We start from the raw sequence: 15,613 nt of genomic DNA on the forward strand, positions 1-15,613 counted from the left end.
CCCTCCCCCACCGGGAGAGGAGTGTTGTGAACCGAGCACCGCCATGAACCCTGTGACCCCGCCTCCCATCGCTTTGACCGCCGCCACGCCCCGCGCTGTCCACGGTCGGTTGCCCCTGCCTTTATGGACCGCATGCGCCGCCCTGGCGGCTGCCGGTGTGCTGGCGAGCGCGGCGCTGCTGCCACGGGCGGCGCATGCGCAGGTGGGGGGCAACGCCCCCGCGCGCATCGGCGTGGTGGGGCCTTTCACCGGGCCGTCGGCCGACTTTGGTGTGCCCATGCTCAATGGCATCAAGCTGGCGGTGGACGAGATCAATGCCGTGGGCGGCTACCTGGGCCGCCCCCTGGAGCTGGTCATCAAGGACGACAGGGCCGACCCCGACCAGGGCCGCAAGGTGTCGCAGGAGCTGCTGGCCGAGAAGGTAGTCGCCACCATTGGCTTTTGCAACACCGGCGTGGCGCTCAAGGCCATCGACCTGTTCCAGGACGCCAAAAGCCCGCTCATCGTGCCCTGCGCCACGGGCACGGCCGTCACGGCCAAATACCCTGCGCCCGACAGCTACATCTTCCGCGTGCAGGCGCGCGACGCGATCCAGGCGCCCTTCCTGGTGGACGACATCGTCAAACGCGGCTGGGACAAGGTCGCCATCTTTGCCGACAAGACCGGCTATGGCGAAGGCGGCTACAACGACGTGGTGGCTGCGCTGGCGGCCAAGAACCTCAAACCCGTGCATGTGGCGCGCTTTGACCTGGGGGTGAAGGACCTGACGGCCGAGCTGACTGCAGCGCGCAACGCGGGTGCCAACGTGGTCTACAGCTACACCGTGGGGCCGGAGAACGCCACCATTGCCAACGGCAAGAAGGCGCTCGGCTGGAAGGTGCCGCAGGTGGGGCCGTGGCCACTGTCCTTCCCGTTTTTCCTCGAAGGCGCCAAGGACGCGGCCGAGGGCGCGCTCATGGTGCAGACCTTCATCGCCGAGCCCAGCAACGAGCGCCGGGCATCGTTCCTGTCGAGCTACACCCGCAAGTACCAAGGCAAGGTGGCCGTGCCCATGGCGGCGGCCAACGCTTACGACGCCACCTATCTGCTGATGTATTCGTTCCTCGGCATCCGCGACGGCAACCTGAACGGCAAGGCCATCAAGGAGTCGCTGGAGGGCAAGATGAAGACCTACTACGGCGTGGTCACCACCTACGACAAGCCCTTCAGCGCGCAGGACAAGGACGCGATCACGCGCAACATGCTGGTCATGGGCATGGTCAAGAACGGTGCCATCACCTTTGCCTACCCCGAGGATGCCAAGCGCAACCTCATCATCCAGCGCAAGCAATAACAAAAGCGGGTGCCTGCGCTCGCCACCCGCGAGCCCACCCACCTGACTTTGCGCTGACCACCTCGGGCGCTGCAGGCCCTGGCTGCAGGCGCAACAAGGACAATCGGGCCGTGCTGTCCGTCCTGCTCATCACCTTCCCCTTCTTTGCGCTTGTGCTCTGCGGCTACCTTGCCGCACGGCGCGGCGTGCTGCCGCAGCCGGCCATCCCGGGGCTCAACGCCTTCGTGCTGTACTTTGCGCTGCCCTGCATGCTGTACCGCTTTGGCGCCAGCACGCCCATCCACCAACTGCTGGACCCGGCCGTGGCAGGCGTGTATGTGCTGTGTGCGCTCGTGATGGTGGGGGCCACGGTGGCGCTCACGCGCAACGCGCGCATCGGCTGGAACGATGCCGCCTTTGGGGCGCTCGTTGCGGCCTTCCCCAACACCGGCTTCATGGGCGTGCCGCTGCTGGTGGCCCTCCTGGGCGCGCAGAGCGCAGGCCCGGCCATCGTCACCATCGTGGTGGACATGGTCATCACCAGCTCGCTGTGCATCGCGCTCTCGCGCCTGGATGGTGCGGGCACCCACGGCGTGGGCGTGGCGCTGAAGAACGCTTTCAGGGGCATGGCCACCAACCCCATGCCCTGGTCGATTGCGCTGGGGGCGCTGGCGTCGGCGCTGCAATTCAAGCTGCCCGGCCCGGTGGACAAGACCATTGCCATGCTGGCCGACGCGGCCTCTCCCGTCGCGCTGTTCACCATCGGCGCGGTGCTGGCCCGCTCGCAGATGAACCAGTACGAGCAGGTCCCTGCACGGGACTACGTGCCGGTGGCGCTGGCCAAGCTGCTGGTGCACCCGCTGCTGGTGTGGGGCGTGGGCATGGCGGCCATGGCGCTGGGGGTGCCGCTCACGCCGTTTGCGCTCACGGTGATGGTGCTGCTGGCCGCCTTGCCCAGCGCCAGCAACGTGTCGCTGCTGGCCGAGAAGTTTGGCGCCAACAACGGGCGGGTGGCGCGCATCATCCTAGTGTCCACCGCGCTGGCGTTTCTGAGCTTCTCTGCCGCCGTTGCGCTGCTGACCTGAGCCGCCAGGCCGCTGCGGTGCGGTGGGCTCAGGCCTCAGGCCGCTGCAGGCGTCTTGCGCCCTACCAGGTACTGCACGCCCAGCATTCCGTAGAACTCCGAGTGCGGCTCTTCGGCCGCCAGGTGAAAGACATCGCCCGCCTGGTACACCCGTTCTGACATAGCCGTGGCGATGCGGATATCGCCCGACAGGATCAGCGCCTTGGCCTCGAACGGGTGCGTGTGGTCGCCCAGCATGCCGCCGGCCTCGAGGGTCACGGTGACGGCGGGCTCGAAGCCCTCGCGGGCCAGTTCGTCTGCAAATTGTTCGGGGGTCATGGGGTCTCCTGCTTCGGTACGGGGGCAGTGTAGGTGCGGGCTCAAAGCCAGGGTGGGGGCTCGGACTCTCAAAAATGATAGCTACCAGCGCATGATGCACTAGCGCTACCGCCGGATTTGCTTCCATTTTCATGCGGCATCGCGCGTGGGCGTCGCCCAGGCAATGTGGCCGTGCCGCTGCGATGCCGCCGCCTTGGCTTGCCTGTCGTTGCCTTCCTGAGATGGCTACCTTGAGAAAACGATACGAAAAAACATTCGACACGGCATGCTTTTTGCGCCGACGATGCCACGTGGTCAATCTATGCCCACGAACGGACAACAACAGGAGATTCACTATGAGGAAGAGGAATATCGCGCTGTGGGCACTCACGCCCGTGGCCGTTGCGCTGGTGCTGTCGGGTTGCGGCAGCGGCTCGGACAACGACCTGGCCGTGGACAACAATGCCCAGAGCTGCTCGGTGGTGTCCAGCTCCGGATCGGCCGTGGTGGTGGGCTCTGGCGTGACGGGCGACCCGGCCGCGCCCGAGGCGGCATCGGGCTACCGCCTGGGCTACAAGGCCAAGCAATCGAGCAAATACATGGTGGTGGCCAACACCCCGCTGGCCACCAAGGCCGGCTGTGACGTGCTCAAGGCCGGCGGCACGGCGGTGGACGCTGCCGTGGCCGTGCAGGCCGTGCTGGGCCTGGTGGAGCCGCAGTCCAGCACTCTGGCGGGCAGCGCCTTCATGATGTATTACGACGCCAACACCAAAAAGGTCGTGGCGTACGACGGCCGCGAGACCGCCCCTGCTGCCGCCAATGGCTACTACCTGGTGCGCCAGGACCAGGGCGATGCCTCGTCCCCCGCGCCCGTGCCCAGCGCCCGGCGCAGCGGCCGCTCCATTGGCGTGCCCGGCGTGATGCGCATGCTGGACATGGCCCACAAGGAACACGGCAAGCTGGGTTGGGACAAGCTGTTCGACGAAGGCATCCAGCTGGCCACCAACGGCTACCGCATTCCGGGCCGCATGGGCGACGCCATCAAGGGCAACGCCGCCAGCCTGGCGCTGGACGCGAATGCGGTCGCCGCCTTCTTCAATGCCGACGGCACACCCAAGGCCACCGGCACCGTGACGACCAACCTGCCGTATGCACAGACGCTGCGCACGCTGGCCAGCGGCGGCGCCAACGCCCTGTACTCCGGCCCTCTGGCCGAAGCGATCGTGGCCAAGGCGGCCCAGTCGGTGGGTGACGATGCGGCCAAGACGCCCATCACCCCCAGCCTGATGACGGTGAACGACCTCAAGAACTACCAGGCCAAGAAGCGCGAACCGGTGTGCACCACCTACCGCGCAAGCTACTACGTCTGCACCATGTCGCCCCCGTCGTCGGGCGGTATCGCCATTGCGCAGGCGCTGGGCATTCTGGAGAACTTCGACCTTTCCAAATACGGCCCCACCAACCCGACCAACGAAGGCGGCGTACCGAGCGTGATGGGCGTGCACCTGGTGTCCGAGGCAGAGCGCCTGGCTTATGCCGACCGCGACAAGTACGTGGCCGACACCGACTTCATCCCGCTGCCCGGCAAGGGCGTGTCCACCATGCTGGACAAGGCCTACCTCAAGCAGCGCGCGGCACTGATCCAGCCGGACGGCAAGTCGCTGGGAACGGCGTCGGCAGGGGCGCTGGGCGATGTGCCTCTGGGCGTGGACAAGACGGTGGAGCGCGGCACGACGCACTTCTCCATCGTGGACGCCTACGGCAACGTGGTGTCGATGACCTCCACGGTCGAGTCCAGCATGGGCTCGTTCCACATGGTGGGCGGCTTCCTGCTGACCAACCAGCTCACCGACTTCTCGGCCCAGCCGGCTGACGGCGCCGGTGTGCCCATTGCCAACCGCGTGGCGCCCGGCAAGCGCCCCCGCAGCACCATGGCGCCCACGCTGGTGTTCAAGGGCACGGAGCCGGGTGATTTCGTGATGGCCACGGGCTCGCCCGGCGGCGGCACCATCATCCAGTACGTGCTCAAGACCGTGGTCGGCGCGGTGGACTGGAACCTCGATGCCCAGCAAGCCACGTCGCTGGTGAACTTTGGCGCCACCAACAGCCCCACCACCAACGTGGACGGCGCCAACACGGCGCTGGACCTCACCGGGCTGATCGACGGCCTCAAGGCCAAGGGCCACACGGTGAACAACGCCGCGCAGTCGAGCGGCGTGTCCACCATCATGCGGGTCAACCGCAACGGCCAGACCCGGCTGGAAGGCGGGGTGGACCCCCGCCGTGAAGGCATCGTGCTGGGTGACGGCGCGCTGTAACCGGCGAACCACGCTCTGACGAGACGGGGGCTGCGTTGAAAAGCGCAGCCCCCGTTGCTTTGTATTGAGGCCGCTGTGTGGGCCTGCCGGGCGGACTTAGATGGCTAGTGGGTCCACGTCCACCAGCCAGCGGATCAACCCCTTGTGCTCCGGCTGGCTGCGCGTGGCTTGCAATATCGGCTGCCATGCGGCCAGAAAGCGCTGCAGGGTGGCGCGGCTGCTGCTCTCCATCAGCATCTGGGCGCGCTCCACATTGGCAACGCGCTGGATCGTGAGCGGCACTGGCGGGAACAGGATCACCGTGCCGTCGGGCAAACCGGGCAACTGCGCGGCGTGGGCGGCGGCGGTGGCCGCGGTCAGAAAGCCCTGCGCCACCTCCTGCGTGCGCGCATCGGCCCGCACCAGCGCCTGGTACGAGAACGGCGGCATGGCCGCCTCTTCGCGCTCCTTGAGCTGCTGGGCGGCAAAGGCTTCGTAGTCGTGCTTGCGCAGCGCCTCGAACACCGCATGCTGGGGGTGAAAGCTCTGCACCCACATCTCGGGCTGCGTGCCGTGCACCGCTTGGGCGGCCATGTAGGCAGCGTCGCGCCCGGCGCGGCCTGCAGCCTGCATCAGCAGGGCAAACAGCCGCTCGGCGGCGCGGAAGTCGCTGCTGAAGAGTGCGCCATCGGGCTGCACGGCGGCCACCAGCGTGATGCGCCGAAAGTCGTGCCCCTTGGCAATCATCTGGGTGCCCACCAGCACATCCACCTCGCCCGAATGCACCTGCGCCAGTTGCGCCTCCAGCGCGCCTTTGGCTTTGGTGGTGTCAGCGTCGATGCGGGCGATGCGGGCGGGCGTGCGGTCGGGCCGCAGCACCTCCCGCAGCAGCGTGCCCAGCTGCTCCTCCAGCTGCTCGGTGCCCTTGCCCATGGGGTGGATGTCGGGGCTGCCGCAGGTCGGGCAGTGAAACGGCACGCGCACGGTGTAGCCGCAGTGGTGGCAACGCAGGGTGCGGTCGGTCTTGTGGAACACCTGGTGCGCGCTGCAGTGCGGGCAGTCGCTCTTCCAGCCGCAGTCCACGCAGTGCAGCACGGGCGCGTAGCCCCGGCGGTTCAGCAGGATCATGCTCTGCTCGCCGCGCGCCACGCGTTCGGTGATGGCCTGCAGCAGCGGCGCGCTGAACACGGTGCGGCGGGGCTGCTGGTTCATGTCCACCCGGCGCACACGGGCCAGGGCTCCGGCGCCGATGCGGCTGGGCATGTGCAGGCGCACGTAGCGGCCGCCCTCGGGGTCCTCGGCCGTGGGCGGGCGGCTGGCGTGCCAGCTTTCCAGCGACGGGGTGGCCGAGCCCAGGATCACCTTCGCGCCCTGCTCGCGTCCGCGCCAGATGGCCAGGTCGCGGGCCGAGTAGCGCGCGCCTTCTTGCTGCTTGTAGCTGGGGTCGTGCTCTTCATCGACCACGATGAGTTTCAATCCCGGCAGGCTGGCGAACACCGCCATGCGCGTGCCCAGCACGATGCGTGCGCTGCCGCCATGGGCGGCCAGCCAGCTGGCCAGGCGTTGCGGGTTGGTCATGCCGCTGTGCAGCGACACCACGGCGCCGGGGCCGAAGCGCGGCGCAAAGCGGCCTGCAAACCGCTCCTCCAGCTGGGGCGTGAGGTTGATCTCGGGCACCATCACCAGCGCCTGGGCGGTGGGGTCGGCCTCCAGCATCTCCTGCACGCAGCGCAGGTACACCTCGGTCTTGCCGCTGCCCGTGCTGCCAAACAGCAGGAAGGGTCCTTTTTCTGCAGAAATTCGGGCCCTAGCGCTTTCCTGCTCTGCGGTGAGTGCTATGTTTTCAATAGTGCCTGAGGCGTCTCCAGCGCCCTTGGCCGGGCGCCGCAGCCGCCGCGCCAACTGCTCGGGGCGCAGGTCGCGCAGCTGGGGGGGCAGGGCGGCCAGCGCCACCTCGCCCAAGGCGCGCTGGTAGTAGCGCGCCGCAAACCCCACTAGTCGGCGCCACGGCGCATCCAGGGGCGCCACACCCTCCAGCACGCCGGCAATGGGGCGCAGGGTGGCGCCATCGGGCAGCTCGCCAGGGGCCTCGTCGGCATCCCACACCACGCCCAGCACCTCGCGCGTGCCCAGGGGCACACGCACCAGCGTTCCGGGTGAGAGCGGGCGCTCACTGGCGTAGCTCAGCAAGTCGCCGACCCCGCTGTGCGAGGGCGTTTGCAGGGCAACGTGGACGATGTGGGTGGGCATAGACACGGGCTATGGGGTGGCTGGCGAGCTTAGTGCGCGTTGTGGATGTGATCTGGAGCTTTGGCGGCTAAGTGCTTGATTTGCCGAGGGTGTGTGAGTAATCCCGGATTTCTGTGGATAACTTTGTTGACATCCCGCCTGGACCCCCGCCCAAGCCGCATGAATACTGGCTGCGAACAGATTGCCCGGAAATGCGGCACTCCAAAAAAATCCTTATGAATCAATCATCTGAAGAAATTTAGCTTCGATTTTTGTGCTAAGCCCATTCGGCGTCTCGATGTTGCGCTGCATCACGTTTTGTGTGCATAAGTCGGACAGCATGGGTTCGTCAAGAGGACAGGCAGCCCCCTTTTTGTGCTAGTGCCGTCATCAGATGTTCATGCATTTCTTCGGTTTGGGCTGCAAGTGGTTGATTTGACAGGGTATTTGTAAGAAATCCAGAATTCCTGTGGATAACTTTGTTGATATCCCTTGGGTTTGCCCCGCAAGTCCTTGTCAAATCGTGCTTTGGCTGGATTGCCTGTCAAAAAAGCAGGGGATTTAAATCCTTATGAATCAACGACTTAGTGCGTTGGCAAGGTTTTTTGGCAAGTTGCAGTCTGCTGTCATGCCGGGCGTGAGGATGCTCCATTTTTGTGCATAAGTGCGCTGGCGAGGCGCCTGGATCTGCGACGAAATGCCCGGGGATTGTCGCAGGGCCCGGAGTCTCTGGCGTCCCGGGTGTCACAGCGCTCCATGTCGCTTTGCTTCAAGACGGCGCAGCGGCTTGTGGCGACGATGCCGCCATGGCTACTTACTCTTCTTCCCCCATGACAGAGGCGCCCACCATGGAGCGCGACGGTTTTGTGCTGGCCCGGCTGGACGAGGTGGTGCAAGCGGCGCGCACCGACAGCCTGTGGTTCATGACCTTCGGCCTGGCGTGCTGCGCGGTCGAGATGATGCACGCCGCCATGGCGCGCTACGACCTGGACCGCTTCGGCATCATCCCGCGCTCCAGCCCGCGCCACAGCGACCTGATGATCGTGGCGGGCACCCTCACCAACAAGATGGCGCCCGCCATCCGCAAGGTCTACGACCAGATGCCCGAGCCGCGCTATGTGATCTCCATGGGCTCGTGCGCCAACGGCGGTGGCTACTACCACTACAGCTACTCGGTGGTGCGGGGTTGCGACCGCATCGTGCCGGTGGATGTGTATGTGCCCGGCTGCCCGCCCACGGCCGAGGCGCTGCTCTACGGCATCCTGCAGTTGCAGGCCAAGATCAAGCGGCCCCGGGTGATCCAGCGGTAAACGGCGGGTGGTTTAACTGCGCCGCAGCAGCCAGTCTGCATCGTCGCCCGGCCGCTGGGTGTGGGCCTTGAGTGCGGCGGGGGGCCTCTCGAACAGCGCACGCGCCTCGCGGCTGAAATGCGCCTGGTCGGCGTAGCCGTGGCGCAGTGCGGCATCGAGGGCCCCGGCGTTGCCATCGCGCATGGCCAGCAGTGCATGTTCGGCGCGCAGCATGCGTTCTATCTCGCCAGGCCGCAGGCCCGCCAGTTGCCGGGTGCGGCGCTGCAGGTGCCGGGGCGTCCAGTCCAGCGTGGAGGCCAGGGCCTGGCGTGCGCCGCGCCGCCATGCCTGGTGCAGAACCTGCAGCCAGGCGGCGTGCCGGTCGGCCACTGCCGCCCAGCGCGGGGCCAGAAAGTCCACGCACAGCGCCTGGCGCGCGCCATGGTCGGGCGCCGTGTGGACGGCCGCCAGGAAGGGGTGCCACTCCTCGGGCAGCCAGGTCACCGCGTCCGTGATGCGGTCGGTCAGCGGCGCCAGGTCCTGCCCTGTCAGCAGCCCCAGCGCGCCGGGCTGGAAAGCCAGGCAGAACGAATCGCCATCGCGGGAAGAGATCGAGTGGTAAGGATGGCGGTGTGCGCCCGACAGCGTGATGGCCGGTAGGGCCGCTGCCGTGGCCGTACCTGCACACTCCACAAGCTGGGCCGTGCCCCGCGTGAGCCAGATGATGCCGGGGTAGGGGCTGGGCGGCACGCGCGTGTCCGCCGGGGTGTGGGGCGGCTGGCGGCCGAGGTCGCGCCAGAAAAAGGCGCGCACGCAGTCCGCGAGCGCGCCGGGTGGGGCTTGCAGGGCCGAGGCGGGCAGCGCCTGCGGGCCGGTGGGTGGCTCCGCTGGCGGCGGTGCGGGATGTTCCATTGCCATCACCTGGTCCCTGCCGGGTGCGCCGCGCGGTCTGGAGCACTCGCCCGGGCGATCAGCCCTGGCGCTGCGCGCGCGAGTGGCTATGCACCGCCTCCACCAGCGCCGCCACATGCTCGGGCGGGGTGAACTGGCTGATGCCGTGGCCCAGGTTGAAGATGTGCGTGGGGCCGGTGGTGCTGCGGTCGGTGTGGGGCTTGCCAAAGCTGTCGAGCACGGCATGCACTTGGGTGACGATCTGCGCAGGCGGCGCAAACAGCACGTTGGGGTCGATGTTGCCCTGCAGTGCCTTGCCGGGGCCGCCCACCTGCCCGCCGACGATGGCGCGCGCCTTGCCCAGGTTGGCCGTCCAGTCCAGGCCCAGCACCTCGCAGTCGATGTCCTTCATGTCTTCGAGCCAGATGCCGCCGCCCTTGGTGAAGACGATGCGCGGCACGTCGGTGCCATCCACGCCGGTGCGTTTGAGCTGGGCCAGCACACGCTTGGTGTAGGCCAGGCTGAATTCCTGGAAGGCGCCATCGGCCAGCACGCCGCCCCAGCTGTCAAAAATCATCACGGCCTGGGCTCCGGCGTCGATCTGGGCGTTGAGGTACGCGGCCACGCTGTCGGCATTCACGGCCAGGATGCGGTGCATCAGGTCGGGGCGGCTGTACATCAGCGTCTTGACGAGACGGTAGTCGTCCGATCCCTTGCCCTCGACCATGTAGCAGGCCAGCGTCCAGGGGCTGCCCGAGAAGCCGATGAGCGGCACGCGGCCGTTGAGCGCCTTGCGGATGCTGGTGACCGCATCGAACACGTAGCGCAGCTTGTCCATGTCGGGCACGGCCAGCCCGGCCACGGCGGCTTCATCGCGCACCACCTTGGCAAAGCGCGGGCCTTCCCCCTCGGCAAACGACAGGCCCAGGCCCATGGCGTCGGGCACGGTGAGGATGTCGCTGAACAGGATGGCCGCGTCGAGCGGAAAACGCTCCAGCGGCTGCAAGGTCACTTCGGTGGCGTACTGGACATTGGTGGCCAGGCCCATGAAGCTGCCCGCCTGGGCACGCGTGGCCTTGTACTCCGGCAGATAGCGCCCCGCCTGGCGCATGAGCCATAGGGGCGTGTAGTCGGTGGCCTGGCGGCGGCAGGCGCGCAGGAAGGTGTCGTTGGCAAGGGGGGCGAAGGTCATGCTGCGATTGTCGCAGGCCGACCGCCGGTGTCGGTACCCGATCCGGCTGCGGAAATTGACGCGCATCAAGCCGGAACCACGGCGGGTCGGCTCAAGGGCGCCTACCGCTCCGCGATGTAGTGCGACATCCGCACCACCTCGCCCGGTGCCAAAAACGCTCGTACTTCCGTCTCCAGCGCCTGGTCGGCCATCGTGGCGCGGGCGCGCTGGTGTAGGTAGTCGGCCCAGGACTCGACGATGAAGCGCTCCACATAACGCGAGGGCTCGCCCAGGTCCTTGTACACGCGCCAGAAGGTGGCGCCGTCGCGGCGGCGTGGGGCCTTCATGCGGCTGATGGTGTCGAGGAAGGCGGCGTCGGTGCCGGGGGCGATGCGGTAGCCCACCTCCACGGCCACGGGGCCTGCTTCGGGCAGGGGCTCGGCTTCGATGAACAGTTCATCCCAGGGCGTGGCCTGGGTCACCTCGTGCAGCGCACCCATGCGCAGCGGCATGGGGCGGGCCAGCAGCAGGCCCACGCCCATCAACGCGGCGGCGACGCAGAGCGTGGGCGTGAGGCCCAGGATGTCCGACGCCGCGCCCCAGAAGGCCGAGCCCATCGCAAACGCACCCAGCGCCGCCACCATGTGCATGGCCACGGCGCGCGAGCGCACCCACTGCGGCGCGCTGGCCTGGGTGGCGGTGTTGAAGGTGGACATGGCCGACATCCACGCCGCGCCCGCAAACAGCATGGCGATGTAGACCACCCAGGTAATGTGGGTGAGTGCCGCCACCAGCATGGCGATGCCAAACACGACGCCGCCCACGCCCACGATGACCTCCATGCCAAAGCGTGCGCGCAGCCGCCCCAGCACCAGGCCCACGCCCACGGCGCCCGTGCCCAGGCAGCCCATCAGCAAACCAAAACCCGGCGCCCCCGTGCCCAGGCGCTGCGCAATCACCGGCAGCAGCGCCCACAGGGCCGAGCCCGCGGCGCTGAAGGCCATCACGCGCACCAGTTGCGCCAGGATCATGCGAGAGTGCCAGGCAAAACGCAGACCGCTCAGGGTGCCGCCCCACAGGCGCTCGGCGGGCAGCTTGGAAGGCGGGTGCGCCTTGGGCGGCCAGCGGCGGATGGACTCCCACATCACCAGCGTGGTGGTCACGGTGATCGCAAACACCCAGCCCGCGCCCAGCTGCGCAAACACCAGGCCCGCCAGCGTGGGCCCAACGGCGCGCGCCGCGTTGTAGGCAATGCTCACCGCGGTGATGGCCTGGGGCCACTCGTCGCGCGGCACGGGGTCGATGACCGACGAGTTCCACGCGGGTGTGAGCACCGCCGTGCAGCAGCCACACACAAACACCAGGAACAGCACCGAGGCCGACCCGCCCCAGCCGCCCAGCACCAGCAGCGTGAGCAGTGCGCTGGCCCCCGCCTGCGCCAGCAGTGCGCCAGAGATCAGGCGCCGCCGGTCGGTGGTGTCGGCCAGCACCCCGGCGGGCAGAGCCAGCAAGAACATGGGCATGAACACGGCGGTCTGCACCAGCGCGGCCAGGAAGGAGGACCCCGTCAGCTCCACCATGAGCCAGGCAGCTGCCATGGTCTGCATGCCACTGCCCACAAAAAAGATGCCGCCACAAATCCACAGGCCCCGGAACGCGGGTTGGCGCAGGGGGCTCCACAAAGAGGTCGAGTGCTGGGACATGGAGGGTGGCGTTGGGTGTGCGTGGGTCGTTGTGGGACAAGGGGAGCGCGTGCGTGCCGTGGGCGGGTGGCTCAGGGCGGGTTTGAGGATATCGCCGGTTCCCCGTTTTGGGGCAACTCCATCCTGCAAACCCCCTCAATCCACATGCCGTCCACCGCGCAGCCGGTAGGTGCGTGGCACGTCGGTGCGGGTGGCAACCAGCGCCTCGGCGCGCCGCTGCATGTCGGCCAGGGCCTGGTCCAGGCCTGCCACCGCCTCGGCACCCAGCCCGGCCAGCAGCTCCTGGTTGAGCGCCTTGACCTGCGGAAACAGCTCGTCGTGCACGGCCTGGCCCGCCGTAGTGAGCGACAGCCGGGCCTGGCGCCGGTCGCCGGGCATGGCGTCGCGGGTGATGAGCTTCTTGGTCAGCAGCGAGGTGATGGCGCGCGAGGTGCGGGCCCGGTCCAGCCCCAGGCGCTGGGCCAGCTCGGCCGGGGGCATGCCGGGGTGCTGCGCCAGCATCATCATCAGCCCCCACTCGCGGCGGGTGATGCCGTAGCCGCCTTCGCACAGCCGCACCACCAGGCTGCCCGCCACCGCGATCAGGCGGTTGAGGCGGTACATCAGCAGGTCGTTGGCAGCCTGCGGGTGGGCCAGCCGGTGACCGGGCGCGGCGGGTGATTTGGGGGCCGGGGCAGGCATCAGGGTATTTCCGGGCAATGATTGATTAGATCAATTGATTGTGTGGCCAATACAGTCCGGCCATCCACCCCCTGCGCGGCTGCGCAGGCCCTGCCATCGCCCCTGGAGATTTCGACCATGCGCAAACCCCTTGCTTTTGTGCTGACTGCCGCACTCGCCCTGTGCGCCACCCTGGCCCAGGCGCAGGACACTCCGCTGCGCATCGTGGTGGGCTACGCCCCCGGTGGTGCGACCGACCGCGTCGCCCGCATCGTGGCCGACAAGCTGGGCAGCAAGCTTGGCACGCCCGTGATCGTGGAGAACAAGACCGGCGCGGGCGGCCGCCTGTCGGCCCAGGCCGTGAAGGCCGCGCCCGCCAACCAGCCCACGCTGCTGCTGGCCAACCCCGCCGTGATGCTGGTGGCGCCGCTGGTCTTCCCCGATGCGGGCTATGACCCTGAGCGCGACTTCCGCCCTGTGAGCCATGTCAACAGCTATGAATTCGGCGTGGCCGTGGGCAGTGCCGTGCCGGTCAAGGAGCTGCCGCACCTCATGGCCTGGCTCAAGGCCAACCCGGACAAGGCCAACTTCGGCGTGCCCGCCACGGGCAGCCTGCCGCACTTTTTTGGCCTGATGGTGGGCGACGCCGCCAAGGTGCGCGCCGAGGTGGTGGGCTACCGGGGTTCGGCCCCCCTGCTCAACGACTTGCTGGGCGGCCAGGTGCCCGTAGCTTTCGATACGTTTGACACCCTGCTGCCCCAGCACGAGGCCGGCAAGATCCGCATCCTGGCCGTGTCGAGCGCCAAGCGCAGCGCGCTGGCGCCCCAGATCCCCACCTTCAAGGAAAGTGGCATGGACCTGGCCGCCACTGGCTGGAACACCTTCTTCGCGCCCATGAGCATGCCCAAAGCGCAGGCCGAGCGACTGGCCGGCCTGATCCATGAGGTGATGAAGGACCCCGACACCCAGCGCAAGTTCGCAACCGCCAAGATGGAGCCCGTGGTGGCGACCATGGCGCAGACCGAAGCCATGCTCAAGGCTTACCGCGCGCAGTGGGCGCCAGTCGTACAGCGCTCGGGCTTCAAGCCCTAAGGCAACACTGAACGAGTCCGTCGCGCGCCGCGCACCCCGCTTTGGGCGGTCTGCGTCGTTGCAAATGCTCGCCGTAGCACGGGCTATGGCTGCGCTTTGCGCCTAGCCGCCCATCCCAAATCGGGGCACGCGCCATCGCGAAGACTCATTCAGTGTTGCCTTTCGCAGTCCTCTTCTCAAGACATCACCATGAGCCATCCACGCCCCAACATCATCTTCATCGTTGCCGACGACCTCGGCTATGCCGACCTGGGCTGCTATGGCGGGCGCGACGCAGCCTTTGGCCCCGTGTCGCCGGTGCTCGACCAGCTGGCGGCCAACGGACTCAAGCTCACGCAGGGCTATTCCAATTCGCCCGTCTGCTCGCCCACGCGCTTTGCGCTGATGACGGCGCGTTACCAGTACCGCCTGCGCGGCGCGGCCGAGGAGCCCATCAACAGCAAAAGCCGGGGCAGCACCACCCTGGGACTGCCGCCCGAGCATCCCACGTTGCCGTCGCTGCTGCGCGCATCGGGCTACCGCACGGCGCTGATGGGCAAGTGGCACCTGGGCTATCCACCTGCGTTCGGGCCCCTGCGCTCGGGGTATGACGAGTTCTTCGGGCCCATGTCGGGCGGGGTGGATTACTTCACCCACTGCAGCTCCAATGGCGCCCACGACCTGTACCTGGGCGAGGAGGAAAAGCAGCAGGACGGCTACCTGACTGACCTCATCACCGACCACGCGCTCGACTATGTGCAGCGCATGGCGCCGGGCGCGCAGGCCGGCACGCCGTTCTTTCTGAGCCTGCACTACACCGCGCCCCACTGGCCCTGGGAGACGCGCGACGATGAGGCGCTGGCGCAGGAGGTGAAGACGAACCTGTTCCACCTGCACGGCGGCAACATCGAGACTTACCGCCGCATGATCCACCACATGGACGAGGGCATCGGCCGCATCATGGCGCTGCTGGAGGCAAAGGGCCTGGCGCGCGACACGCTGGTGGTGTTCACCAGCGACAACGGCGGCGAGCGCTTCTCGGACAACTGGCCCCTGGTGGGCGGCAAGATGGACCTGACCGAAGGCGGCATCCGCGTGCCCTGGATCGCGCACTGGCCTGCGGTGATTGCCCCGGGCGGCGTGAGCGCGCAGACCTGCATGACCATGGACTGGTCGGCCACCATGCTCGACGCCGCAGGCGCCGCCGCACATGCGGACTACCCGCTGGACGGCCGCTCGCTGATGCCGCTGCTGCGCGATGCCAACGTGATCGACGAGCCCCCGCTGTTCTGGCGCATGAACCACCGGGGCCAGCGCGCCATGCGCCAGGGCGTGTGGAAGTACCTGCGGGTGGACGGCAACGATTACCTGTTCAACCTGGCCGACGACGAACGCGAGCGCGCCAACCGTGCGCCTGTGGAGCCCGACCGCCTGCAGGCCATGCGCGCCGCGTGGGAGGCGTGGAATGCGTCCATGCCCGCCATTCCTGACGATGCCACGGTGAGCCTGGGGTACTCCGTCAAGGACATGCCGCAGCGCTGAGTCCTGGCGGGCAGGTAGGTCAGCGGGCGGACGGCAGGGCTTGCCCTGTTGCCCGCCCGGCACCCTT

General features: G+C 67.8%; 12 protein-coding genes. 6 read left to right on the forward strand and 6 right to left on the reverse strand.

The genetic code is table 11. From position 1 onward, the window contains the following. Window positions 1-43: 43 nt before the first annotated feature. Window positions 44-1,333, forward strand: a complete 1,290-nt coding sequence (locus ACT531_RS17095) for an ABC transporter substrate-binding protein (RefSeq protein WP_309828617.1) — start codon at window positions 44-46, stop codon at window positions 1,331-1,333. 110 nt (window positions 1,334-1,443) lie between these two features. Then, complete coding sequence (locus ACT531_RS17100; protein WP_476018187.1) at window positions 1,444-2,397, forward strand: AEC family transporter; 954 nt, start codon at window positions 1,444-1,446, stop codon at window positions 2,395-2,397. Window positions 2,398-2,432: 35 nt separating this feature from the next. Here ACT531_RS17100 and ACT531_RS17105 read toward each other — a convergent pair whose 3' ends face one another. Beyond that, window positions 2,433-2,714, reverse strand: coding sequence for a cupin domain-containing protein (locus ACT531_RS17105; RefSeq protein ID WP_476018188.1), 282 nt, complete (start codon window positions 2,712-2,714; stop codon window positions 2,433-2,435). A gap of 335 nt (window positions 2,715-3,049) precedes the next feature. Here ACT531_RS17105 and ACT531_RS17110 point away from each other — a divergent pair, with 335 nt between their 5' ends. Further along, window positions 3,050-5,011: a gamma-glutamyltransferase family protein gene (locus tag ACT531_RS17110; RefSeq protein WP_476018189.1), complete on the forward strand. Its 1,962-nt coding sequence runs from the start codon at window positions 3,050-3,052 to the stop codon at window positions 5,009-5,011. Window positions 5,012-5,107: 96 nt separating this feature from the next. On the opposite strand, the gene priA is transcribed toward ACT531_RS17110, so the two are convergent. Then, complete coding sequence (priA, locus tag ACT531_RS17115) at window positions 5,108-7,240, reverse strand: replication restart helicase PriA (protein ID WP_476018190.1); 2,133 nt, start codon at window positions 7,238-7,240, stop codon at window positions 5,108-5,110. Window positions 7,241-8,067: 827 nt separating this feature from the next. Here priA and ACT531_RS17120 point away from each other — a divergent pair. Then, a complete protein-coding gene (locus tag ACT531_RS17120) occupies window positions 8,068-8,529 on the forward strand; it encodes a NuoB/complex I 20 kDa subunit family protein (RefSeq protein ID WP_370220959.1) in 462 nt (153 codons plus the stop codon). A 12-nt stretch (window positions 8,530-8,541) separates the two neighbouring features. Here ACT531_RS17120 and ACT531_RS17125 read toward each other — a convergent pair whose 3' ends face one another. The 4 genes from ACT531_RS17125 to ACT531_RS17140 all read right to left on the reverse strand — a co-directional run bounded on the left by ACT531_RS17125 (window position 8,542) and on the right by ACT531_RS17140 (window position 12,954). Beyond that, window positions 8,542-9,426, reverse strand: coding sequence for a helix-turn-helix domain-containing protein (locus ACT531_RS17125; protein ID WP_476018191.1), 885 nt, complete (start codon window positions 9,424-9,426; stop codon window positions 8,542-8,544). A 52-nt stretch (window positions 9,427-9,478) separates the two neighbouring features. Then, on the reverse strand, window positions 9,479-10,591 hold the full coding sequence (gene hemE / locus ACT531_RS17130) for a uroporphyrinogen decarboxylase (protein WP_422847887.1): 1,113 nt from the start codon (window positions 10,589-10,591) through the stop codon (window positions 9,479-9,481). A 101-nt stretch (window positions 10,592-10,692) separates the two neighbouring features. Further along, window positions 10,693-12,273 carry an MFS transporter gene (locus ACT531_RS17135; protein WP_476018192.1) on the reverse strand — a complete coding sequence of 527 codons (1,581 nt, stop codon included), beginning with the start codon at window positions 12,271-12,273 and terminating at the stop codon, window positions 10,693-10,695. 135 nt (window positions 12,274-12,408) lie between these two features. Next, window positions 12,409-12,954, reverse strand: a complete 546-nt coding sequence (locus ACT531_RS17140; RefSeq protein ID WP_291444181.1) for a MarR family transcriptional regulator — start codon at window positions 12,952-12,954, stop codon at window positions 12,409-12,411. 117 nt (window positions 12,955-13,071) lie between these two features. On the opposite strand from ACT531_RS17140, the gene ACT531_RS17145 reads away from it, so the two are divergent. Next, window positions 13,072-14,025 (forward strand): Bug family tripartite tricarboxylate transporter substrate binding protein, encoded by a 954-nt coding sequence (locus ACT531_RS17145; protein WP_476018193.1) that lies wholly within the window; start codon window positions 13,072-13,074, stop codon window positions 14,023-14,025. A gap of 189 nt (window positions 14,026-14,214) precedes the next feature. Beyond that, entirely contained in the window at window positions 14,215-15,546 is a 1,332-nt protein-coding gene (locus ACT531_RS17150) for a sulfatase family protein (RefSeq protein ID WP_476018194.1), read from the forward strand. The last annotated feature ends 67 nt before the right edge of the window (window positions 15,547-15,613 follow it).

The sequence above is a fragment of the Acidovorax sp. DMC1 genome, from assembly GCF_056314325.1.